Origin of the sequence: Methylobacterium sp. Leaf361, assembly GCF_001424445.1 — a bacterium.
Taxonomy (GTDB): Bacteria; Pseudomonadota; Alphaproteobacteria; order Rhizobiales; family Beijerinckiaceae; genus Methylobacterium.
The window spans coordinates 251,611-272,569 of sequence record NZ_LMPY01000012.1; the positions used below are offsets into that span (position 1 = coordinate 251,611).

At 73.7% G+C, this 20,959-nt stretch carries 22 protein-coding genes and 1 pseudogene; 7 read left to right on the forward strand and 16 right to left on the reverse strand.

The features are described from left to right. Positions 1 to 45: 45 nt before the first annotated feature. The 4 genes from ASG32_RS10775 to ASG32_RS10790 all read right to left on the reverse strand — a co-directional run bounded on the left by ASG32_RS10775 (position 46) and on the right by ASG32_RS10790 (position 4,741). Positions 46 to 1,011: a cysteine synthase family protein gene (locus ASG32_RS10775; protein WP_056525569.1), complete on the reverse strand. Its 966-nt coding sequence runs from the start codon at positions 1,009 to 1,011 to the stop codon at positions 46 to 48. A 97-nt stretch (positions 1,012 to 1,108) separates the two neighbouring features. Next, positions 1,109 to 1,768 carry a hypothetical protein gene (locus ASG32_RS10780; RefSeq protein ID WP_107351944.1) on the reverse strand — a complete coding sequence of 220 codons (660 nt, stop codon included), beginning with the start codon at positions 1,766 to 1,768 and terminating at the stop codon, positions 1,109 to 1,111. Beyond that, positions 1,756 to 2,439 (reverse strand): DUF1214 domain-containing protein, encoded by a 684-nt coding sequence (locus ASG32_RS10785; RefSeq protein ID WP_020093686.1) that lies wholly within the window; start codon positions 2,437 to 2,439, stop codon positions 1,756 to 1,758. The genes ASG32_RS10780 and ASG32_RS10785 overlap by 13 nt, the downstream gene beginning before the upstream one ends. A 4-nt stretch (positions 2,440 to 2,443) precedes the next feature. Then, positions 2,444 to 4,741: a PBP1A family penicillin-binding protein gene (locus ASG32_RS10790; RefSeq protein WP_056525573.1), complete on the reverse strand. Its 2,298-nt coding sequence runs from the start codon at positions 4,739 to 4,741 to the stop codon at positions 2,444 to 2,446. A gap of 314 nt (positions 4,742 to 5,055) precedes the next feature. On the opposite strand from ASG32_RS10790, the gene ASG32_RS10795 reads away from it, so the two are divergent. After that, entirely contained in the window at positions 5,056 to 5,547 is a 492-nt protein-coding gene (locus ASG32_RS10795; RefSeq protein WP_020093688.1) for a YcgN family cysteine cluster protein, read from the forward strand. 63 nt (positions 5,548 to 5,610) lie between these two features. Here ASG32_RS10795 and ASG32_RS10800 read toward each other — a convergent pair whose 3' ends face one another. From ASG32_RS10800 to ASG32_RS10825, 6 genes are all read right to left on the reverse strand, one after another. Further along, complete coding sequence (locus ASG32_RS10800; protein ID WP_056525576.1) at positions 5,611 to 6,300, reverse strand: NrsF family protein; 690 nt, start codon at positions 6,298 to 6,300, stop codon at positions 5,611 to 5,613. After that, entirely contained in the window at positions 6,300 to 6,857 is a 558-nt protein-coding gene (locus ASG32_RS10805) for a sigma-70 family RNA polymerase sigma factor (protein WP_056525579.1), read from the reverse strand. The genes ASG32_RS10800 and ASG32_RS10805 overlap by 1 nt, the downstream gene beginning before the upstream one ends. Positions 6,858 to 6,967: 110 nt before the next feature. After that, a complete protein-coding gene (locus tag ASG32_RS10810) occupies positions 6,968 to 7,717 on the reverse strand; it encodes a DUF1223 domain-containing protein (RefSeq protein ID WP_056525580.1) in 750 nt (249 codons plus the stop codon). Between the two features lie 70 nt (positions 7,718 to 7,787). Then, entirely contained in the window at positions 7,788 to 8,576 is a 789-nt protein-coding gene (locus tag ASG32_RS10815) for a creatininase family protein (protein ID WP_056525583.1), read from the reverse strand. Positions 8,577 to 8,709: 133 nt separating this feature from the next. Further along, a complete protein-coding gene (locus ASG32_RS10820; RefSeq protein ID WP_042674092.1) occupies positions 8,710 to 9,243 on the reverse strand; it encodes a protein phosphatase CheZ in 534 nt (177 codons plus the stop codon). Between the two features lie 110 nt (positions 9,244 to 9,353). Further along, a complete protein-coding gene (locus tag ASG32_RS10825; protein ID WP_012317888.1) occupies positions 9,354 to 9,737 on the reverse strand; it encodes a response regulator in 384 nt (127 codons plus the stop codon). A gap of 276 nt (positions 9,738 to 10,013) precedes the next feature. On the opposite strand from ASG32_RS10825, the gene ASG32_RS10830 reads away from it, so the two are divergent. Both ASG32_RS10830 and ASG32_RS10835 read left to right on the forward strand, forming a co-directional pair. Then, complete coding sequence (locus ASG32_RS10830) at positions 10,014 to 11,000, forward strand: bifunctional riboflavin kinase/FAD synthetase (protein ID WP_056525586.1); 987 nt, start codon at positions 10,014 to 10,016, stop codon at positions 10,998 to 11,000. Positions 11,001 to 11,062: 62 nt separating this feature from the next. Continuing rightward, positions 11,063 to 11,281 (forward strand): DUF2093 domain-containing protein, encoded by a 219-nt coding sequence (locus ASG32_RS10835; RefSeq protein WP_020093695.1) that lies wholly within the window; start codon positions 11,063 to 11,065, stop codon positions 11,279 to 11,281. 3 nt (positions 11,282 to 11,284) lie between these two features. Here ASG32_RS10835 and lpxK read toward each other — a convergent pair whose 3' ends face one another. From lpxK to ASG32_RS10850, 3 genes are read right to left on the reverse strand one after another with little or no spacing between them, the layout of a single operon-like run. Continuing rightward, positions 11,285 to 12,265, reverse strand: a complete 981-nt coding sequence (gene lpxK, locus ASG32_RS10840; protein ID WP_056525589.1) for a tetraacyldisaccharide 4'-kinase — start codon at positions 12,263 to 12,265, stop codon at positions 11,285 to 11,287. Next, positions 12,265 to 13,596, reverse strand: a complete 1,332-nt coding sequence (locus ASG32_RS10845) for a 3-deoxy-D-manno-octulosonic acid transferase (protein ID WP_056525592.1) — start codon at positions 13,594 to 13,596, stop codon at positions 12,265 to 12,267. Before ASG32_RS10845 ends, lpxK begins: the two co-directional genes overlap by 1 nt. Then, positions 13,593 to 14,378, reverse strand: a complete 786-nt coding sequence (locus ASG32_RS10850; protein ID WP_056525594.1) for a lysophospholipid acyltransferase family protein — start codon at positions 14,376 to 14,378, stop codon at positions 13,593 to 13,595. Before ASG32_RS10850 ends, ASG32_RS10845 begins: the two co-directional genes overlap by 4 nt. 295 nt (positions 14,379 to 14,673) lie before the next feature. Here ASG32_RS10850 and ASG32_RS10855 point away from each other — a divergent pair. Continuing rightward, positions 14,674 to 15,165: pseudogene (locus tag ASG32_RS10855) on the forward strand (VIT1/CCC1 transporter family protein); the annotation flags it as partial. A gap of 61 nt (positions 15,166 to 15,226) precedes the next feature. Continuing rightward, positions 15,227 to 16,150, forward strand: a complete 924-nt coding sequence (locus ASG32_RS10860) for a metallophosphoesterase (protein WP_042674390.1) — start codon at positions 15,227 to 15,229, stop codon at positions 16,148 to 16,150. A gap of 63 nt (positions 16,151 to 16,213) precedes the next feature. Here the strand turns inward: ASG32_RS10860 and ASG32_RS34430 are convergent, their stop codons facing one another. After that, complete coding sequence (locus tag ASG32_RS34430) at positions 16,214 to 16,375, reverse strand: hypothetical protein (RefSeq protein WP_012317896.1); 162 nt, start codon at positions 16,373 to 16,375, stop codon at positions 16,214 to 16,216. A gap of 317 nt (positions 16,376 to 16,692) precedes the next feature. On the opposite strand from ASG32_RS34430, the gene ASG32_RS10865 reads away from it, so the two are divergent. After that, complete coding sequence (locus ASG32_RS10865; protein ID WP_042674391.1) at positions 16,693 to 18,087, forward strand: amidase family protein; 1,395 nt, start codon at positions 16,693 to 16,695, stop codon at positions 18,085 to 18,087. A 73-nt stretch (positions 18,088 to 18,160) separates the two neighbouring features. Then, positions 18,161 to 18,325 carry a hypothetical protein gene (locus tag ASG32_RS34435; protein WP_165923085.1) on the forward strand — a complete coding sequence of 55 codons (165 nt, stop codon included), beginning with the start codon at positions 18,161 to 18,163 and terminating at the stop codon, positions 18,323 to 18,325. A gap of 17 nt (positions 18,326 to 18,342) precedes the next feature. Here the strand turns inward: ASG32_RS34435 and ASG32_RS10870 are convergent, their stop codons facing one another. Together ASG32_RS10870 and ASG32_RS10875 are read right to left on the reverse strand one after the other, a co-directional pair. Continuing rightward, positions 18,343 to 19,485: a M20/M25/M40 family metallo-hydrolase gene (locus ASG32_RS10870; RefSeq protein ID WP_056525601.1), complete on the reverse strand. Its 1,143-nt coding sequence runs from the start codon at positions 19,483 to 19,485 to the stop codon at positions 18,343 to 18,345. Beyond that, positions 19,482 to 20,954, reverse strand: a complete 1,473-nt coding sequence (locus tag ASG32_RS10875) for a M81 family metallopeptidase (RefSeq protein WP_056525604.1) — start codon at positions 20,952 to 20,954, stop codon at positions 19,482 to 19,484. Before ASG32_RS10875 ends, ASG32_RS10870 begins: the two co-directional genes overlap by 4 nt. Positions 20,955 to 20,959: the final 5 nt, after the last annotated feature.

The following is a 20,959-nucleotide window of genomic DNA, read 5'->3' on the forward strand; positions in this document are numbered from 1 at the left end:
GAAGGCCGTGCCGCGCGGATGGCCGGAGGCCGGACTCCGCCGGCCCTAGTACTTCAGCCCGGTGTCGCAGAGGACGGTCACGGCGGTCGCGTCGCGGGGGAGACGCCCGGACGACAGCAGCGCGACCGTCGCGGCGACGTTGGCCGCCGCCGAGTAGCCGACGTGCAGGCCCTCCCGCGTCGCCAGGGCCCGCCGCCACTCCTCGGCCGCCGCGTCGGTCACCGGGATGGACAAGTCCATCAGGCCGGCCGTCCAGTGCGGCGGGACGCTGCCGTAGCCGGTGCCCTGGATCAGGTGCCGGTGCTTCGTGACCGGCGATCCGCCGAGGGGCTGACAGCCCGCCGGCTCGACCGCGGCGCAGATCACGGACGGGTTGCGCGCGCGCAGGGCCGCGGCCACGCCGAGGAAGGTCGCGCCCGTGCCCACGGCCGCCACCCAGGCATCGACCCGGCCGGACGATTGCGCCCAGATCTCCGGTCCGGTCGTGTCGCGATGCGCGCGCACGCCCTCCGGCGCATGGAACTGGTCGATGTAGAAGCCGCCCCGCTCGGTCGCGACGCGCTCCGCCGCGTCCGCGGCCGCCCGCACGTCGGCGCCGGTGACCTGCCCCGGGACGCCGTCCACCTGCGGCACCCGCACGACCTCGGCCCCGAGCGCCTCAAGCATCCGCACGCGCTGGAGACTGTTCCCGGCCGACATCGTGACCACGAGCGGGTGCCCCAGGGCCGCGCAGGCCACCGCGAGGCCGGCCCCCATGTTGCCGCTGGTCATCTCCACCACGGGCGCCCCCGCGGCGAGGCGGCCGTCCGCGCGCGCGGCCAGCAGGATGGCGCGGGCGGCGCGGTCCTTGACGCTGCCGCCGGGCTGCATGAACTCGGCCTTCGCGAGGATGCGGCCCGGACCGGGATGGACGCGGTCGAGGGCGACGAGCGGCGTGTTGCCGATCAGATCGAGGGCGGATCGCGTGATCCCGGCGGCCGAGGACGGCATCGTCGCGGCGGCTGCGGTCATCGCGTCGGCGGGGCCGGCGCCGTCATCCGGGAGAACGCGGGGCCGCGGGGGCTCAGCACCGGCCGACCGGCGCCGCGGACCCGTGCGGCGTCCTCGCTCAGCGTCCCGCTCCCTTGCCCGACGCATCCTTGCCCGAAGCGTCCTTGCCGGGCGTGTCTTTGCCCGCGGACGCATCGTCCGTCGGCGTGTCGGTGGTGCAGGAGACGGCCTGGACGGCGGCGTTGGCGGCGGGCCTCTGGCTCGGGAGACCGGCGATCACCCGCACCACCACGAAGCCGCGCGCGTCGGGCGCGACGATGCGCACGTCGCGGCTCGGATCGTTCTCGTCGTCGTCGGCCAGCGCCTCGTCGTACTGCGCCCGGGTCAGGATCACGAGATCCAGGGCCCCGCGGACCGCGGCCTGATCGGTCACCGCGTAGAACGCCCCGCGGCGGGCATGCGCGGCGAGCGAGAGCGACAGCGGACCGGTGCGGGCCGAGACGCGCATGGGCCCGTCCGCGAGGTTGTAGGCGCAGACGCCCACGGCGACCGCCGGATCCGGGATCGGCAGCCACGCCTCGGGCGGGGAGGGGTCGTCGCCGGTCGCGACCGCGTAGATCGATTGCGGATGGTCCAGGTTCTCGCTGGTGCGGGCGCGCGAGACCGCGTCGGCCTCCGACAGGGCGGGGATCGCCAGGACCGCCGCGATGTGGACGATCCCGGCGAGCACGAGGCCGATCAGCGTGGCGTAGACGAAGCGCAGGCTCACGGGGCGCACCCCACGCGGGTGATGGCCGGCACGGCACTTCGGTCGAGGGACCCGACGCTGGCGGCGACCGGCGTATCGTACAGGCGCAGGGCGAGGCGGACCGGCCCGCTCGCCCGCGGGCTCGGGAGCCAGTTGCCCGGCTGGACATCCGGCGCGAGCGTGATCGTGAAGCGCCCGTCGGCCGTGCGCAGCACTTCCGTGGAGGTGAAGCCCTCGCGCAGCGGCGCGCGGCCGGGTTCGCGCGCGCCGCGCCCGGCGACCGTGACGGTCCAGGCGCGGGCGGGCGGCGTCGCGCCGCCGATCCGGTACGTGCAGGTCGCGTCGAGCGCCTGACCGGAATCGTCGACCGCCGCGGTCAGAAGCAAGCCCTCACCGACCGCCAGGGGGATCTCGCCGCGGCGCGCGTTGACGGCGCGGGTGTAGGGATCGGCATTCGCCGCGCCGGCCCGCGGCCACGCGGTCCAGGCTCCGACCTGCACGCCGCCGAACGGGTAGCCGCCGCTCGTGGCCCAGTCGGCGCTGGCGAGTCCCAGGACGGCGCCCAGCGCCAGGGTGTAGGCGGCGAGGCCGGCGATCGAGCTCTTGCGCCAGAGGCGCAGGACGAAGCGCGCAGCGCCGTTGCGTGGGGCGCCGGCGAACACGGAGGTCCGGCCGAGCGCCTCGGGGATCGTGAGCTTCATGCGCTCACCGCACCTCGGTGAAGCCGCCGACCGGGCGGGCGCCCTCGGCGACCTCGCGCAGCTGACCCGACGGCGGCGCCGCCGCCCGATCGCCGGGCTTCCGGCCGGTCCTCGGCGCGCTTCCGGCGCCGGCAGGCGCGTCCGCGGCCGAGCCGGGCGCGCGCTCGACGGTGCGGAACAGGCCGTTGAGGCCGCTGATCACCTCGAAGGAGCGGCGCGAGAGCTTTCCGTAGGCGCTGGCATTGGGATCGGTCGGCGCGGTCGGGCCGCCGGAGGCCTGCTGCTGGGCGGCGCGCGGGCTCTCCTTCAGGCCGGGCAGGCCCTTGATCTCGATGCCCTGGTGGGCCGGCTCCATGACGTCGTGCCAGAGCTGGGCCGGGAGGGAGCCGCCGGTGAGCTTGTTGGTCGAGGTGTGGTCGTCGTTGCCGAACCAGACGGCGCCGACGTAATTGCCGGTGTAGCCGACGAACCACGCGTCCCGGTAGGCGTTCGTCGTGCCGGACTTGCCCGCCACCTTCACGCCCTCGAGCTGGGCCCGCTTGCCGGTGCCCTCCTCGACCACCTTGTTGAGCATGAAGTTCATGTCCGCCACGACCTGGGGCGAGAGAACCCGCTCGGGCGCCTCGTCGGCGTGGCGGTAGATCACCTCGCCGGACGAGTTCTTCACCTCGATGGCCGCGTAGGGCTTGGCGCGGAAGCCGCCGTTGGCGAACACCGCGTAGCCCGCCGCCTGGTCGATGACCGTCACCTCGTCCGAGCCGATCGGCATCGAGACCGTGTCGATCAGGTTCGAGGTGATGCCCATCTTGTGGGCGAGTTCCGTGATCTTCGCGCGGCCCGCCTTGGCGGCCTTGGCCTCATGGCTGATGCCCATCGCCTTGCCGAGGGCGATGGAGATCTTGATCGGGATCGTGTTGATCGACTTCGCCACCGCGAGCCACATCGGAACCCGGCCGGCATAGGAGCGGCCGTAATTCTGCGGGCACCAGTTGCCGATGCAGACGGGGCTGTCGACCACCGTCGTGTCAGGCTTGAACAGCCCGGAGGCGAGCGCGGCCGAGTAGACGTAGGGCTTGAACGAGGAGCCGGGCTGGCGCAGCGCGTCGGTAGCGCGGTTGAACTGGCTCTCGCCGTAATCCGCGCCGCCCACCATGGCGCGCAGCGCCCCGTCGGGATCGAGGATCACCATGGCGGCCTCGTCCACGTCGTAGGCGTCGCCGGATTTGCGCAGGATGTCGGCCACTGCCTCGTCGGCCCGCTTCTGGATCGCGAGGTCCAGCGGCGTCTTCACGGTCAGCACGCGGTCGTTGCGCAGCTTGCCCGCGTCGGCCATCGCCTTGATCTCGCCGAAGGCCCAGTCGAGGTAGTAGTCGGCGGTGATGTCGCGGGTGCGGGTCACCGGCGTCGCCGGGTTGCGGAGCGCCGTCTGGATCTGGCCCTCGGTGACGAAGCCCGCCTCCACCATGTTGTGCAGCACGTCCGCCGCCCGCGCGCGCGCCGCCGGCAGGTTGACGTGCGGGGCGTACTTGGTCGGCGCCTTGAACAGGCCCGCCAGCATGGCGGCCTCGGCGAGGCTGATGTCCTTGAGCGGCTTGCCGAAATAGTAGTCCGCCGCCGCCACCGCGCCGAAGGTGCCGCCGCCCATGTAGGCGCGGTCGAGGTAGAGCTTCAGGATCTCGTTCTTGGTGAGATGGCTCTCGAGCCACAGGGCCAGGAACGCCTCGTTGACCTTCCGCTCCAGGGAGCGCTCGTTCGTCAGGAACAGGTTCTTGGCGAGCTGCTGGGTGATCGAGGACCCGCCCTGCGTGCCGCTGCCGCCGCGGGAGTTGTTCACCAGCGCCCGCAGCGTGCCGATCGGGTCGATGCCCCAGTGCTCGTAGAAGCGCCGGTCCTCGGTGGAGACCAGCGCCTTGATCATGATGTCGGGAAAGTCGTCGAGCTTCAGCGAGTCGTCGTGCTTGATGCCGCGCCGCCCGACCTCGGTGCCGTAGCGGTCGAGGAAGGTGACGGCGAGATCCTGCTGCTTCAGCCAGTTCTCGCTGGTGAGCTGGAAGGCGGGCTGCGCCAGCGCGAGCATCAGGATGGCGCCGCCGGTCCCGATCGTCACTCCCTCGCTCGTCAGGTCGAGGGCGACGCGCTTCCAGTCGCGCACCGCGAAGCGGCTCATGACGCGCTGGAAGCGCTCGTAAGCCTGACCCGTCGACTGGCCGCCGTCGTACAGGCTCGCGTTGACCCAGGCGTCGAAGGCGAGGGCGGCGCGTTCGAGGCGGACCTTGATCTCGGTGAACGTCGGCAGGCGCACGATGTCGAACCCGGCTTGTCGAGCGCCTCTGCGGCGGAACCTGGCGGCGGATGGTCGGGCGCCCGCGCCGCGGACACGAACCCTGCGCCGGCGCCACCGCACGGCATCCGACGTCCATAGCAGGATCCGGAACCGGCGGCGAGGCTCTGCGCAGTCTCGTGATTCGCCGCGGACGAGCTTGGCCTTAACGCACGACGGGGCGATCCGGTCGCATGGCAATCGCAGGGCGGCCGTCGGCGACACTCGGCTGCCACGCTTGCAGCGCTGCCGCGCCTCGGGCAGAGAGGCGGCTTCCCATCCGAGAGACTTTCCCGATGCCCAAGCCCGAGGCGCCGCGCCGCGGGGCGGTCGAGCCGTTCTGGCGGACCAAGACGCTCGAAGCCATGACCCCGTCCGAGTGGGAGAGCCTGTGCGACGGCTGCGGCCGGTGCTGCCTGATGAAGCTCGAGGACGAGGATACCGGCGAGGTCCACCACACCGATATCGGGTGCACCCTGCTCGACGGCCTCACCTGCCGGTGCCGTGACTACGCGCGGCGGCAGAAGCGGGTGCCCGACTGCGTGCGCCTGACGCCGGAGGCGGTGCGGTCGATCGCCTGGCTGCCGCCGACCTGCGCGTACCGGCTCGTGCGCGACGGGCAGCCGCTCTACCCGTGGCACCCCCTGGTCTCCGGCCGGGCCGCGAGCGTGCACGAGGCGGGCATCTCGGTCCGCGGCCGGCTCGCCGGCAACGAGGAGGAGTTCTCGGAGGACGAGTTGCCGGACCGGATCGTGGCTTGGCCGGGCCTCGATCCCGGCGCGGTGTGAAGCGACCGCACCGGACGTCCCCTCGAGCGATCGGCCGAGTTCGCGAGCCTCGGTCGGTACGCCCTAGCCGGCCCCGGCGTGTCGGCCGAGCAGCCGGCCTCCGGCCAATCCGTTCGCCGCGATCACGATGGCGACCGCCGCCGCGTGGAACAGCAGGTCCGTGGCGGTGGCGTCGTGCGGGTGGACCGGCATCAGCAGCGCCGCCGCCGCCGCCGCCACCGCCAGCCCCCCGAGGGCGGCCGTGAGGTTCGGCCGCAGCGGGCAGGCGCGCCGCAGCATCACGACGATCAGCAGGGACAGCGGCACCGAGACGCAGATCAGGAAGCTGAAGCAGCCCGTGATCGCGTGCTCGCCGGGCAGGTCGGCCCCCGGCGCGATCCAGTCGCGCAGGCAGCCCAGGCCGCTCGCCCCGACCCAGAGGGCGAGGGGCGGCAGCGGCAGCAGCGCCCAGCGGCCGGACCGTCCCGGCACGCTGGTGGCGAAGGCCGCGTAGGCGGCCGTGATCGCCGTCAGCACCGCGCCCAAAGCCGCGAAGGCCAGATCCGGCACGTGCATGCGCAGCATGAAGCCGCCGGTCCCGACCCAGGCGGCGAGGACCACGCCGATCACCAGCGTCGCACCGAGCCAGAGGGCCGCGCGTGCCTCCGGGGCCGGCAGCGGCCGCACGGGTTCGAGCCCGACCGCGAGTTCCTCGACCAGCCGCTCGTGGCGGGACAGGTCGCCGCCGGCCCAGTTGCTCCCCTCTCCGGGCATCACTCCCGCTCCTGCGTCAGGCTGGCCCGGAGCGCCTTCAGCGCCCGGTGCAGGTTCACCTTGAGGGCCCCCTTGCTGCGGCCGGTGAGGGCGGCGGTCTCGTCGAGCGACAGCTCGCGCAGGCCCAGGTGCTCGACCGCCTGCCGCTGGCCGTCGGGCAGGGCCGCCACCGCCCTGGCCAGGGCGGCGGCCCGGTCCCGCGCCTCCAGCCCGTGGCCGGGGGCCGGCCCCGGATCGACCTCCGCCTCGTAGGCCAGCGGGTCGTTGACCTCCCGCGGGCGCCGCCCGGTGCGGCGCAGCCGGTCGATCGCCCGCCGCTGGGTGATGGCGCGCAGCCAGGGCAGGAACGGCCGGGCCGGATCGTAGCTCGCCCGAGCCCGGTGGACGGTCATCAGCGCGTCCTGCACGACGTCGTCCACCGCCTCGCCGCGCACGCCCTGCGCCCGCGCGATCGCCGAGACCACGGGCAGACAGGCCTTCAGCACCGCGCGATAGGCGGCCGCGTCGCCGCCCTGGGCCGCCGCCATCAGGGTCGCCAGTTCCTGTTCGAGCGCCATCCGGGCTCCGCCGTCGTTCCGTCCCCCGGCACGCGGCGTGTCTACCCCACGGTCCGATCCCGACGCCAGCACCCAGCCGCGCGCGGGCATCCCGCCCGGGACGGCGAGGATCATCGCACGGCCTCCCGGACCGTCGCGGCGTGCGACGTTGCGGGAGACGCGGCGAGGCGCGCGGCGCCCAGGATCCGCCCGTCCTCGGACTGGAGCAGCAGGGCCGCCGTCTCGCCCTCGGGACGCGCCGACGCGAAGGTCGCGGCGGAGCCGGACCAGCGCCCAAGGTCGCGCACCGACCGGACGATGTTGGCCTGCTCGATGGTGCGCCCGGCATTCTCGCCGCGCAGCACGCGGGTGGTGTGGCTCGGATCGTACCCGATCAGGAGGACGCGGCCCGCGGCGCCGCCGGCCCCGGCACCGATCTGCGCGACGACCTGCTCGCCGTCGCGGGCCAGCGTCACGGGAATGCCGGGCCCGGCCTGCCGGGCGCGCGCGATCGCGGCGCGCAGGCCGGCCTCGTCGGAACCGACCAGCCCGACCTGCCCGTCGACCACCGCCTGCGGCGTGTAGGTGGATCCGCCGAGACGGGCCGCGTAGGCCTCCTGGCGGGCGGTGGCGGCCGGCAGGGCGTAGCGATCGCGCCAGTCGAGATGGTTCCAGTAGGTGACGTGGAACGCGAGCGGCAGGACATCGCCCTGCGCCCCCGCCGGCTCGTGGGCGAGGCGGCCGATCAGCGCCTCCGCGGGCGGGCAGGAGGAGCAGCTCTGCGAGGTGAACAGCTCGACGACGACGGGGCGCTCCTCCGCGTCGGCCGGGTAAAGGCTGCCGCACAGCAGGGCGGCGGCGATCAAGAGGGCAGGGCGCATGGCCGGAACTCCCGCACGCCGGCGGTTCGGACCCGGCGTACCGGCTCCTTCGGCGGCGGCGCGGCGGCGGTTACACCGGCGGCGCGAGCTCGAAGGCGTCGACGTCGCGCAGCAGGGCGACGAAGGCCCGGGCGCCGTGGTCGAGCGCCGCGCGGCCCGCCTCGGCCGTGCCGAGCCGCGCGTCGCCCATGGCGCCCGAAGCCTGGAGATCGCCGGCCTTCCACGCGAAGGCGGCGGGGCGGCCGGCGCGCAGGTGGGTGAAGTCGCGGATCATCGACAGCGTGCGCGGCGGGAAATCCGCGACCCGGTCCGTCCGGACGAGGTCCGGCCGCAGGGCCAGCATCAGCGCCGTCTCGATGCCGCCGGCGTGGATGCCGTGGGCGATCTCGTCCGCCGGGAACAGACCCTCGGGATAGCCGAGCCGCGCCCAGGATGTCGTGACCGCGACCATGCCGAACCGGGCGCGCAGCTCGCCCGCCACGAGATCGATGAGCGCGCTGTTACCGCCGTGGCTCGTGACGATCACCAGCTTGCGGCAGCCGGCGCGGTGGGCGGCCGCGCCGATGCCCGTCCAGGCGGCCAGCGCCGTTCCAGTCTCCAGGGAGAGCGTGCCGGGAAACGCGTCGTGCTCGTCGGACTTGCCCACCGGCTGGACCGGCAGCAGCAGCACGTCGAGATCCGCCGGCACGCCGTCGCGCACCCGGGCGAGGTAACCCTCGGCGATCACGGTGTCGGTCGCGAGGGGGAGGTGGGGACCGTGCTGCTCGACGGCGGCCACCGGCAGGACGGCGATCGCGCGACCCATGTCCCGTTGGGTGAAGTCTTCGGTGGTCAGCTCGGACCAGAACTGCGCCGTCATCTCTGCCGCGGCCTCCGCCCGCCCCGCATGCGGCGGGTCCGGAAGGCGATCTAGCCGGCAGGCCGGCGCCGAGTCGACCGTCGCGCCGGCGATCCTTCCTCAGACAACCGGTCCCGCGCCGGCCCGGATCGCGTCAGGCGAACAGCGCGTCGATGTCGTCCTGGGAGGGCGTGGCGTCCACGGCCTGCGGGCCGTTCAGCATGAGGTCCTCGGCCCGGGTCCGCCGGGCACGCTCGGCGGGATCCATGGAGGCCGCATCGCGGGCCTTCACGGCGCCGACGAAGCGGGCGAGGCGCTGCTCGAACAGGCGCAGCGATTCGACCACCTTGGCGATCCGCTGGCCGGTGATGTCCTGGAACGCGCAGGCCTCGAAGATCGTGTTGATGCGCTCCTCGACCGCGTCGCGGTAGCCCGGCCCGTCGGGCAGGCCGAGCATCGCCTCGGCCGCCTCCATGATCGTGTTGGTGGCGCCGGCGGTCGCCTCCACGACGCTGCCGAGCTCCTCGTGCGCCATGGGGATCCGGTCGCGACTCATCTCGTTCGCGCGCAGCGCCCCGATCTCCTCGCGGAGATGGGCGATGTAATCCGCGATCTCGATCAGCTCGGAGATCACGGTCTGCGGCTCGCGAAGCCGCAGATCGGGCTGCCGTGCGGCGGCTGACGACATGCTCTCCTCCTCGGATCTGTGGCCGTCCTCGCCGGCCACGCCACGTCTCGGCGTCCGGCGGCGCGGGAGCGATCCGTCCGGACGCGCGGTGGTCGAAGACGGGAGGCCGGTCAGCTGCCGCAGACCGCCTCGATCTTCGACTTCAGCGTGGCCGCGTTGAAGGGCTTGACGATGTAGTTGTTCACGCCGGCCTTCTTGGCCGCGATCACGTTCTCGGTCTTCGATTCGGCCGTCACCATGATGAACGGCGTCGTCCGAAGATTTTCGTCGGCGCGCACGTGACGGAGCAGCTCGTAGCCGGTCATCGGCTCCATGTTCCAGTCGGAGATGACGAGCCCGTACTTGCGACCCTTCAGTCGTGCGAGCGCCTCGGTCCCGTCGGAAGCGTCGTCGACCTCCTCGAAGCCGAGCTGCTTCAGTAGATTGCGAATAATGCGGACCATCGTCTGGTAATCGTCGACAACGAGGATCGGCATGCTCAGGTCGAGAGCCATCGAACAACTGCTCCGTATTGCCCGGCGGGAAGCCGCGGCGGCTCCCGGATAGATTAACGCTTCGCTAACGCTGCAATTTAGCTGCGCTGCACAGCATTTCAAATAGGGCATGCGCATTGCGAAGCCGTTAATCGGCGCGGGCGGCGCATGGCCGCCCGCGCGGCGTCGCCTCGCTTGACCCTCCGGGCGCCTTTCGGCAGGGTCCGGCCGCGTCGGGCCCCTCGCGGACATGTCAGGCGACCCTATCCGACCCTTCCGAGCACTCGACCCGAACCGATGGCCACAGGCGACGACACGGCCGCGCGACCCTTCACGATCTGCCGCGCCGACGCCCCCGTCCCGCCGGCCCTGGCCGGGGCCGTGGCGGCGATCGGCAACTTCGACGGCGTCCATCTCGGGCACCGGATGCTCGTCGACAGCGTGCGCGCCGCCGCCCGCGCGGCCGGCCGGCCGGCCGCGATCCTGACCTTCGAGCCGCACCCGCGGGCCTACTTCACGCCCGACGCGCCGATGTTCCGGCTGACCGGCCTCGCCGCCAAGGAGATCGTGTTCGCGCATCTCGGCCTCGACGGGCTGATCGTGCGCCGCTTCGACGGGGCCCTGGCGGAGACCGGCGCCCGCGCCTTCGTGCTCGACTTCCTGAAGCGGTCGCTGGGCCTGTCCGGCGTGGTCGTCGGACACGATTTCCACTTCGGCCGCGGCCGCGAGGGCACGCCCGCGATCCTGGCCGACCTCTGCCGGGAGGCGGGGATGAGCTGCCACATCGTGGCGCCGGTCGCCCTCGGCGGCGAGACCGAGCCGGTCTCCTCCAGCGCGATCCGCGCGGCCCTCGCGGCCGGCGACGTCGCCCGCGCCAACGCGCTGCTCGGCTACCGCTGGTTCGTCCTCGGCGCGGTCCGCCACGGCGACAAGCGGGGCCGCCAGCTGGGTTTCCCCACCGCAAACGTGATGCTGCCCGATTGCGGGCTCGCGCACGGCATCTACGCGGTGCGGGTCCGCCTGGCCTCGGGCGCGTTCCGCGACGGCGTGGCGAGCTACGGCCGCCGCCCGACCTTCGACGACGGCGCACCGTTGCTGGAGACCTACCTGTTCGACTTCTCCGGCGATCTCTACGGGCAGGACATCGCCGTGGAGTTCGTCGGGTACATCCGCGGCGAGGAGCGGTTCGCCAGCGCCGAGGCGCTGGTCGAGCGGATGCATGTCGACGCGGCCGCGGCCCGGACCATGCTGGCGCGGGATGAGACCCCGTCGATGCTGACCTGAGCCCCGCGGGCATCGCGGCGCGCGCGGATCGTGTAGAAGGCACCATCGAGCAGGAGGCGGACGTGCTGGGTCGTTACGAGCGCGCGAACAACGGCGAGGCGGTCGTCGAGTACGGCGACGGCACCATGCGGGTGGTCAAGCCCGGCAGCTTCGTGCGCTGCGCGGTGACCGGCGAGCCGATCCCGCTGGACGCCCTGCGCTACTGGAGCGCCGCCCGCCAGGAGGCCTACGTCTCCCCCGAGGCGATCCTCAGGCGGCTCAAGGAAACCGGCCGCCCCTGACGGTCACGGCGCGCCGAGCGCGCCGCGGATCTGCCCGCGCAGGGCGGCCACGTCGTCGAGCGCGAGGCGCACGCGCAGCACCCGCACGCCTGCCGCGAAGGCCGGCGGCAGGCGCACCGCGTCCTTCTCGGTGGTGACGAGCGCGGCGTCGAGGCGCCGGGCCGCCTCGGAAAGCGCCGCCAGCTCGCGCGCCCGGTAGGGATGATGGTCGGGGTAGGGGCGCGTCCCGACGATCACCGCCCCCGCCTCGGCCAGGGTCGCGAAGAACTTCTCCGGGCGGCCGATCCCCGCGAAGGCGAGGCAGCGGCGGCCGGCCAGGTCGTCCGTCTCCGGGACGAGGCGCGCCCGGTGGACGGGCAGGCCGCGCCGCGCGGCCGCCCGGGCGACCGCCTCGCCCCCGGCCCCGTCGCCGATCACGATCAGGCCGCCGACATGCGGCCACTGCCGGGCGAGCGGCGCGCGCAGCGGCCCCGCCGGGAACGGCAGGCCGTTGCCGAGGCCGGCGGGTCCGTCGACCACCGCGAGGCTGAGGTCCTTGGCGAGGCTCGGGTTCTGGAGGCCGTCATCCATCACGACGACGTCGGCGCCGAGGCTCCGGCACAGGGCGGCCCCGGCCGGGCGGTCGCGGGCGACGATCGCGGGCGCGATGCGGGCGAGGAGCAGCGGCTCGTCGCCGACATCGGCGGCGGCGTGGTGCGCGGGATCGACCCGCACCGGACCCGCGAGCCGGCCGCCGTAGCCGCGCGACAGGAAGGCCGGCGCGGCGCCGAGTTCGGCGACGAGGCCCGCGACCGCCAGGGCGGCCGGCGTCTTGCCGGCACCGCCGAGGGTGAAGTTGCCCAGGCACAGGACCGGGCAGCCGGCCCGCGCGCCGGGGCGGTCCATCCGCCGCGCCGCGAGCGCCCCGTAGGCCGCGCCGACCGGCGCCAGCGCGCGCGCGGCCGGGTGATCCGGCCCCGCGGCCCAGAAGGCCGGCGGTCGCATCAGGCCCGCGCGAGCGGGCGCGCGGGGCTGCCGCGATCGAGGCGCTGGAGCTTCATCTGCGCCACGAACGGGTCGAGGACCGCGAGCGTGCGCGCCACCGCCCCCTCAAACGGCTCCAGGGCACGCTGCCCGGCGCGGGCCATGTCGGCGAGGCGCTCCCGGTCGCCGAGGAGCTCGGCGGCGACCGCCGCCAGCTCGACGCCGTCGCGCACCGGCATGGCGCCGCCGGCGCGGTCGAGGGCGTGGTAGATCACGCCGAAATTCTCGGTGTGCGGCCCGTGAAGCACCGCCGAGTCGAGCCGCAGCGGCTCGATCGGGTTCTGGCCGCCCCGCGGAACCAGGGAGCCGCCGAGGAACACCAGGGGGCTGAGGCGGTAAAACAGCCCCAGCTCGCCGATCGTGTCGGCGACGTAGACCTCGGTCGACGGATGGGGCCGCCCGCCGGTGGATCGTTGCGCGCTGCGCAGGCCGACGGCGTTCGCGCAGGCGACGGCCTCGCCCCCCCGGGCCGGGTGACGCGGAGCGATGATGGTCAGGAGCTGGGGGAACTGCGCCTTCAGCATGGCGTGCGCGTAGGCGACCATGGCCTCCTCGCCGGAATGCGTGCTCGCCGCGACCCAGACCGGCCGGTCGGCCACCATGGATCCCAGATAGGCGAGCTGCTGCGCGTCGGCCGGCGGCACCGAGGCGTCGAATTTCAGGTTGCCGGCGATGCTCACCCGCGGCGCGCCGAGCTTGGCGAAGCGCTCGCCGTCCTCCTGGGTCTGCGTGAGGCAGATCGCGATCCGCGCCAGGAGCGCCTTCGCGGTGCGCGGGCAGCGCTCCCAGCCCCGGAACGAGCGCTCCGACATGCGCCCGTTGACCAGGATCAGCGGGATCTCGCGCTCGTCGAGCGCCAGGATCGTGTTCGGCCAGATCTCCGACTCGGCGATCACCGCGAGGTCCGGCTGCCAGTGGTCGAGGAACCGTCCGACCCAGCGCGGCGCGTCCAGGGGCATGTACTGATGCACCGCGCCCGGAGGCAGCCGGACGCCGACCAGCTCGGCGGCCGCGCGCGTGCCGGTGGTGACGAGGACCGAGAAGCCGCGGGCGATCATGCCCTCGACGAGCCCGATCAGCGACAGGGCTTCGCCGACGCTGGCGCCGTGCATCCAGGCAAGCGGCCCGACCGGCCGGGCCCGGCCCGGCAGGCCCCGCCGCTCCGGGAGCCGGCGCGGATCCTCCTTGCCGCGCTGCGCACGCCACGCGAGCAGGCCCGTCAGCGCCGGCTCGCCGATGCGCAGGCCGGCCCGGTAGGCCTGTAGCGGCAGGGTCACGGAGGGGCGCCTCACGCGAGGTCTCCCACCGGCGCCTGGCCGATCTCAGGGACCTGGTCGCGGTAGAGCGCCGCCCGGTCAGAGCGCCCGACGAGCGCGTAGGCACGGGCGTGGACCCGGTTCATCTCGGCCTCGACGAAGCGTCGGAGCGTCTCGAATGCTTCGCCCTCGCAGTCCCGAGGGACGTAGATCGGGTCGCCCAGCACGATCGCGCCGCGGCCGAAGGGCAGCCCGAGGCAGGCCCGGTCCCACGAACTGAAGCGCAGGTGCCGGCTCGTCACCACGGCCGCCGGGACGATCGGCCGGCCGGAGAAGCGCGCGAGGGTGAGAATCCCGGCATCGCACCGGCGGGAAACCTTCGGTACGTCGGCGCTGAAGGCCACGGATTCGCCGGCCTTCAGCGCCCGCAGCATCGCCCGCAAGCCCTCCGCGCCGCCCTTGGCGCGCTGATCGGTGGCGCGGCCGCGGCCGCGGGCGCCGGAGGCGCGCATCACGCGGACGCCGAAGCGCTCCAGCGCGATGGTGTTGATGTTCCCGTCCGGGTTCCGCGAGATGATCGTCGCCACGCGGTCGCCCGGCCGGCGCAGAAGCGGCATCATGATGTGCTGGCCGTGCCACATGCCGAGGATCAGCGGCGTGCGCGCATCGATCCACCCGTCCGCCGCGCCCGCGGACGCCTCGCCCGCGTGGATCTCGAAGCGGTTGGTGAGGCGCACGAGCCGCAGATAGGCCGCCGCGAGACGGCCGAGGAGGCGTTGCACGGGGGGCTGGCGGAGGAGACGCTTACCGAGGCTCATGTCACGCTTGGGGCGGGCCGGCGTGCCGCCGCCCGATCGGGTCCGGATCGAATTCGACCGCGCATGGTCTAGCTCCCGCTCCGGAGACGAGACAATCGGCCTCGTCCACAACCACACGGTTAGGCCGCCGGGATCGGCGGGCGTTCCGACGCCGCGGATGCTCCCGCGGCGCGGCGAAAACACGGCAGCGGGCCTTGTTTAGATCAATTCCAGACTATAGATTGGAATGGATCCAAAGAAGGAGATTCGCATGGCCGCCGCCCTCGACAGCGCCGCCGACCTGCACGCCGAGGCGCGCCGCGCCTTCGTGCTGCGCTACGTGCAGCCCGGCCTCGCCGGCCTGATCGACGGCTCGGTCTCGACCCTCGCGCCGATCTTCGCGGCGGCCTTCGCCACCGGTCACAACGGCGCGACCTTCCTGGTGGGGCTCGCGGCCTCGGTCGGGGCCGGCATCAGCATGGGGTTCACCGAGGCCCTGTCGGACGACGGCGCCGTCACCGGCCGCGGCGATCCGTGGCTGCGCGGCCTCGTCTGCGGGGCGATGACCACGCTGGGCGGCCTCGGCCACACGCTGCCCTACACGATCCCCGACACGCTCCCGGCCGGCTGGCCGAACCCGTTCGTCCTGGCCACGAGCCTCGCGGTTCTGGTGGTGATCGTGGAACTCGCGGTCATCGCGGCGATCCGCACGCGCTTCATGGCGACGCCGTTCTGGCGCGCGGCCCTGCAGGTCATGCTCGGCGGCGCGCTGGTGCTGGTGGTTGGGATGCTGATCGGAAGCGCTTGACGGGACGCGCCGCGCCCGCGATGCGGGGCGCCTTTCCCCGTGTCGAGGGTGACCACCGGCGTTGACCTTCCGCCTCGCCCATCTCAGCGATCCGCATGTCGGGCCCCTCGGGCCGGTGCGCCTCCGCCAGCTCCTCGGCAAGCGCGCCACCGGCTACGCCAACTGGCGGCGGGGGCGCTCGCGCAGCCACGATATGACCGTGCTGGAGGCCCTGGTCACCGATCTGAAGGCGCAGGAGGCCGCGCACGTCGCCTGCACGGGCGACCTGTGCAACATCGGCCTGCCCAGCGAGTGGGAGACCGCCCGCACCTTCCTGGAAGCCCTCGGATCCCCCGAAGCGGTGAGCTTCGTGCCGGGCAACCACGACGCCTATGTCCGCGGCTCCCTGGAAGGCCTGCTCGCCGCCTGCGGCCGCTACACGGGGGACGATTCGGGCTCCTGGGGCCACTTCCCGTACCTGCGGCGCCGCGGCCCGCTGGCCCTGGTCGGCCTGTCCAGCGCGATCCCGACGAAGCCCTTCGTGGCGACCGGCCGCCTCGGCGCGTCGCAGCTCGCCGCGGCCGAGACCCTGCTCCGCGCCCTGGCCACCGAGCCCGGTCGGCCGTTCCGTGTGGTGATGATCCACCATCCGCCGCAGCCCGGCGGCGCCTCACCGGGGCGCGAGCTCAAGGACGCGGCGGCGTTCACCGCGATGATCGGGCGGGCCGGCGCGGACCTGATCCTGCACGGTCACAATCACGTCACCAGCACCGCCCGGATCGCGGGGCCGGACGGGCGGACCGTCCCGGTCATCGGAGCTCCCTCCGCCTCGGCGCGCGCGGACGGTCACGGCGCGATCGCGTCGCGCCGGGCCTCCTACCTGCTGTTCGAGATCGGCCGGGCGGACCAGGGGTTCTCGGTCACGGCCCGTCGGCGGGGCCTGGACGCGTCGGGCACCGTGGGCGATCTCGGCACGCTCGACCTCGGCGCGCCGGGCGGAGCCTGAGGGCGTGAGCCGGCACGGCCGTCGTGACGGCGGTGCCGGCCCCATGATCGGCAACGATGCGGTTCAGATGCCGGCGACCGCGAGGTCGGCGCGCTGCTGTCGGCTGAGACTTGCTTCGTAGCGCTCGGCCTGGAGGCGGGTGAGACCGCATATCAACGCGAGTGTCCCGCGATACACGGTATAGGTGCCGTCGTGAGTCGGCCTGACGCGAATCACCTCTGCCATGGGAGCCTGCCTTATGCTGGAGGTTGCCTGCTTTCGTCTGAGGAAATCGTCCCTTCTCGCTGGATTGGCCGGTCGAACGCGCGAACGAGGGCGAGGTTATCAGTCGTTCCAAAGGTGGCAAGGGTCGTATACGTCGAAATGCTTAGGTCCTTCTGCTGCAATGCGGCAAAGCCTTGGCCGGCCTCGCGATCCGCGGGTGCGCAAAAAAGCGGCCGCCGTCTTGCATTTTGAATATGCTGCGCGGGCCGGCCGGGAGCCGCCCGGGCGGCGCGAATCGTAGGATGGATCCCGCCCGTCCGGGCGCGAAAGGACACCCCATGCAGCTCTGGCGTCTGACGGCGACCGACCTCGCGGCCCTGATCCGCTCCGGCCAGGTCTCGGCCCGGGAGGTGGCGCGGGACGCCCTCGACCGGCTCGATGCGGTCAACGGGCGGATCAACGCCGTGGTCGAGCACCGGCCCGAGGACGTGCTGGCGCAGGCGGACGCGGTGGACGCCGCTCGCGCGCGCGGCGAGGCCCCCGGTCCGCTGGCGGGCGTGCCGGTCACCGTCAAGGTCAACGCCGACCAGCGCGGCTTCGCGACGACGAACGGGCTGCGCCTCCAGCGCGATCTCGTGGCGACGGACGACAATCCCGTCGTCGCCAACCTGCGCCGGGCCGGCGCCGTGCTGCTCGGGCGGACCAACACCCCGGCCTTCTCGCTGCGCTGGTTCACCACGAACCAGCTCCACGGCGACACCAAGAATCCCCGCGACCCGGCGCTGACGCCCGGCGGCTCCTCCGGGGGCGCCGGCGCCGCGGTGGCGGCCGGGATCGGCGCCATCGCGCACGGCACCGACATCGCCGGCTCGGTGCGCTACCCGGCCTATGCCTGCGGGGTGCACGGGCTGCGCCCGAGCCTGGGCCGGATCCCGGCCTGGAACGCGTCCTCGCCCGAGCGCGGCATCGGTCCCCAGCTGATGGCGGTCTCCGGCCCGCTCGCCCGCAGCATCGCCGACGTGCGCCTCGGCCTCGAGGTCATGGCGGCGCCCGACCCGCGCGACCCGTGGTGGGTGCCGGCACCGCTCGAGGGACCGCCCGTCGCGCGCGAGGTCGCGCTCTGCGTGCGGCCCGGGGGGCTCGCTACCGCACCGGAGGTCGAGGCCGCCCTGCGCGAGGCCGCGCGACGCCTGAGCGAGGCCGGGTGGGCGGTCACGGAGATCGCCGACACCCCGCCGATCCGGGAGGCGAGCGAGCTGCAGCTCCAGCTCTGGCTCGGCGACGGCTACGCGGCGGTCCGGGCCGCGGCCGAGCGGGAGGGGGATCCGGCGGCGATCGGCCTCCTGGAGAGCTTCCGGCCGCGGGCCGAGGCGATGGCGCCCGACGCCATCGCCCGGGCGCTGACCCGGCGCGCGACGCTGGCGCGGGACTGGGCGCTGTTCCTGGCCGAGAACCCCGTGCTGCTGGTCCCGGTCTCGGGGGAGTTGCCCTTCCCGGACGGGCTCGACCGCACCGGCGATGCCGGGATCGCCCGGGCCTTCGAGGCGAACCTGCTGCAGGTCGGGCTGGCGCCGATCGGCGTCCCGGCGCTCACGGTGACGACGGGCCTCGTCGGGCGGACACCCGTCGGCGTGCAGCTGGTCGCCGCCCGCTACCGGGAAGACCTCTGCCTCGCGGCCGGCGCGGCGATCGAGGCCGGCGGCGTGCCGGAGATGCCGGTCGACCCGGCCTGAGGCGCAACCGCGTCCGCCGGAACCGAACCGTCGCCGCCCCGCTTCTACAACCATTGGTTGCAAAAGGCGCGGCATGTCGATGATCGCCACCGGCGGGTGCCTCGGGAGCACCCTGCTCTGTCTCCTGACCGCGTCGTCGGGACCGCTCCTCGCCCTGGCGGGCTTCTTCGGCGGCGGCACGGCCGGGGGCCTGCTGGGCGCACTGGCGGTCGCGGCCCTCGGCCGGGGTCGCGCCTGATCGGGGCGCGGCCGGCCTCAGGGCCGGCCGGCGGCGCCGAGGTTGGCGAGCAGGGCCGCGAAGAGCCGGGCCCGCTGCGGCAGGGTCTCGATCAGCACGTGTTCCTCCAGGGTGTGGTAGCCCTGGCCCAGCGGTCCGAGCCCGTCGAGGGTCGGGATGCCGTTGGCGCCGGTGAAGTTGCCGTCCGAGCCGCCGCCGGCGCTGCGATGGGGCAGGGGCTGGCCGAGCGCCTCGCTCAGCGCACGCGCCTGCTCGTAGAGCGCCATGCAGCCGGCATCCGGCTCCCAGACCGGCCGGGTCACGCCGCGGGTCACGGTGAAGCGGACGCCGTCCTCTTCGCCCGACAGGGCCAGCATCCGCTCGACGCCGCGGTCGAGGTCGGCCTGCCGCTTGGCCATGCTGAGCGCCTGCCCGCGGCAGACGGTCGGGACGCAGTTCACCCACTGCCCGCCCGAGACGATCCCGGTCGAGACGGTGCAGTCGGCATCCGACAGCGCGTCGATGGCGAGGATCTTCCGCGCCATCGCGCGGATCGCCGAGCGCCCCTCGTGGGGCGAGGCGCCGGCGTGGCTCGGGCGGCCCAGGGCCTCGAGGTCGAAGCGGGCGATGGCGTAGCGGCCGGTGACGACCCCGTTCTCGGGCTGGCCGGGTTCGGGCACCAGCACGACGGCGTGGCGGGCGGCCTCCGCCTCGATCAGGTCGCGGGTGGAGGGGCTGCCGATCTCCTCGTCGCCGGTGAACAGGACGGTCACCGGCAGCGGCGTCTCGATCCCGGCCGCCGCCAGGGCGCGGATCGCCGCGAGCGCGATGACGTTGCCGCCCTTCATGTCGAGGATGCCGGGACCGTAGGCGCGGTCGCCCTCGATCCGCCACGGCAGGCTCCCGAGGGTGCCGACCGGATGCACCGTGTCGAGGTGGCCGAGCACCAGGATGCCGGGCGCGTCGCGGTCCCGGTGCGGCAACCGGGCGCGGACGCAGTCGCTCAGGCCCATGCGGCCCGGGATCGTCTCGACGGTCGCCCCGAGAAGCGCGAGGTCGCGGGCGGCGACGCCCATCATGCGATTGACCGCCGCCGCGTCGTGGGTGGGGCTCTCGCACAGCACCCAGGGCTGCAGGGTCGCGAGGATCTCGCGCGCGTCGAAGGACAGGTCCGGGATCATCGGGCGTTCTCCTCGGCGAACGGATCGGCGACGCGCGGCCAGTAGAGGCCGGACCGCTTGGTGTAGGGGATCGCGCCGTAATCCGGCGGGACGGCGCCGGGCGCCGCGACGTAGCGGACCTCGCTCGCGATCGGCGCGAAGGCGGCGTAGAAGTGCTGCATCGACTTCACCACGACGATCCGCTTGTCGTCGAGGCTCAGGCCGAGGCCCGTGAACGCGTCGGGCGCGAAGGCCTGCTGGCGCTTGTGGGTCAGCACCACGTGGATCCCGTCCGCCTCCACCCAGGCCGCGGGGCCGAGTTGGGCCCGGCCGCCGCTGAGGCCGGTCTGGCTGTGGTCGTCCGACAGGCCGCGGACCGTGACGCGCAGGTCCACCGGGTTCCCGGAGGTCACGCCGCACTTGCCGCCGATCCGGAGGGTGAAGGTCGCCCCGAGGCCGGCCTCGTGGCAGATGCCGACCGCGCCGGGATCCCAGATCAGGCCGAGCGCCACGTCCGCGATGCCTCGCTCGGCGAGGCGGGCGAGGATCGCGGTGTTGTCGGAGGGTGCGCCCGCGCCGGCATTGTCGGCGAAGTCGGCGAGCACCATCGGGCGCGGGTCGCCGGAGGCGAGCGCCCGGTCGATGGCCGCGTCGATCGTGTCGCAGTGGCTCGCCGCCTCCTCCCGCATCGCCCAGACGGCCCGGGCCAGCTCGTCGGCCAGCGCCTGCGCCTTGCCAGCATCGCCGTCGGCCACGACCAGCATCTTGGCGCCGACATCGGCCACGTCGCCCCAGGGAAAGCCGTGCCCGAAGGAGACCGACAGGATGCCGTCGCGCCCCTCCAGCGCCTCCATGCGGCGAACGAAGCCCGCGACCGGCTCGCGGCTGGTGCGCCACATGTTGACGATCCGGCAGTCGGCGTAGGCCATCACCGGCCGGATGTTCTTCGCCACGGTCCGGACGACCAGGGGGTACAGGTCGCGGGCGCGGTCCACGATGTCGGTGTGGGGGTATTCCTTGTAGATCACGATGACGTCTGCGCTGGCCCGCATCGTCTCGGTGAGGTGGCAGTGGAGGTCGAGCTCGACGCCGATCGTGGCCTCCGGTCCCACGATGGCGCGGATTTGCTCCAGGGTGTCGCCCTCGCAGTCGTCGTACCCCTCGGCCACCATGGCCCCGTGCATGAACAGCAGCACGGCGTCGACCGGCATCGCGGCCTCCAGGTCCGCCAGCAGCGCGTCGCGCAGCTCCTCGTAGACGGCGCGCAGGGTGATCCCGCCGGGCTGCGCGAAGGTCGAGAGGCTCTCGACGACGGTGTGCCCGTCCGCCTCGGCCAGCGCGCGCCAGGCCTTGAGGCCGATATTGCTGAGGCTCGGCGGGTTCCGGCTGCCGTCCCGGCGGGCGTAGTCGGCGTGGAACGCCGACCGTCCGGTGGGCAGCGGCGCGAAGGTGTTGGTCTCGGTGGCGAGGCCGGCGATGAAGATCTTCAAGGTCC

Excerpts from the sequence above, each read along its gene's own strand:
- ASG32_RS10775 (WP_056525569.1), bottom strand. The coding sequence starts at position 1,011 with ATGACCGCAGCCGCCGCGACGATGCCGTCCTCGGCCGCCGGGATCACG.
- ASG32_RS10785 (WP_020093686.1), bottom strand. The coding sequence starts at position 2,439 with ATGAAGCTCACGATCCCCGAGGCGCTCGGCCGGACCTCCGTGTTCGCC.
- ASG32_RS10795 (WP_020093688.1), top strand. The coding sequence starts at position 5,056 with ATGCCCAAGCCCGAGGCGCCGCGCCGCGGGGCGGTCGAGCCGTTCTGG.
- ASG32_RS10800 (WP_056525576.1), bottom strand. The coding sequence starts at position 6,300 with ATGCCCGGAGAGGGGAGCAACTGGGCCGGCGGCGACCTGTCCCGCCAC.
- ASG32_RS10805 (WP_056525579.1), bottom strand. The coding sequence starts at position 6,857 with ATGGCGCTCGAACAGGAACTGGCGACCCTGATGGCGGCGGCCCAGGGC.
- ASG32_RS10810 (WP_056525580.1), bottom strand. The coding sequence starts at position 7,717 with ATGCGCCCTGCCCTCTTGATCGCCGCCGCCCTGCTGTGCGGCAGCCTT.
- ASG32_RS10815 (WP_056525583.1), bottom strand. The coding sequence starts at position 8,576 with ATGACGGCGCAGTTCTGGTCCGAGCTGACCACCGAAGACTTCACCCAA.
- ASG32_RS10820 (WP_042674092.1), bottom strand. The coding sequence starts at position 9,243 with ATGTCGTCAGCCGCCGCACGGCAGCCCGATCTGCGGCTTCGCGAGCCG.
- ASG32_RS10825 (WP_012317888.1), bottom strand. The coding sequence starts at position 9,737 with ATGGCTCTCGACCTGAGCATGCCGATCCTCGTTGTCGACGATTACCAG.
- ASG32_RS10830 (WP_056525586.1), top strand. The coding sequence starts at position 10,014 with ATGGCCACAGGCGACGACACGGCCGCGCGACCCTTCACGATCTGCCGC.
- lpxK (WP_056525589.1), bottom strand. The coding sequence starts at position 12,265 with ATGCGACCGCCGGCCTTCTGGGCCGCGGGGCCGGATCACCCGGCCGCG.
- ASG32_RS10850 (WP_056525594.1), bottom strand. The coding sequence starts at position 14,378 with ATGAGCCTCGGTAAGCGTCTCCTCCGCCAGCCCCCCGTGCAACGCCTC.
- ASG32_RS34430 (WP_012317896.1), bottom strand. The coding sequence starts at position 16,375 with ATGGCAGAGGTGATTCGCGTCAGGCCGACTCACGACGGCACCTATACC.
- ASG32_RS10865 (WP_042674391.1), top strand. The coding sequence starts at position 16,693 with ATGCAGCTCTGGCGTCTGACGGCGACCGACCTCGCGGCCCTGATCCGC.
- ASG32_RS34435 (WP_165923085.1), top strand. The coding sequence starts at position 18,161 with ATGTCGATGATCGCCACCGGCGGGTGCCTCGGGAGCACCCTGCTCTGT.
- ASG32_RS10870 (WP_056525601.1), bottom strand. The coding sequence starts at position 19,485 with ATGATCCCGGACCTGTCCTTCGACGCGCGCGAGATCCTCGCGACCCTG.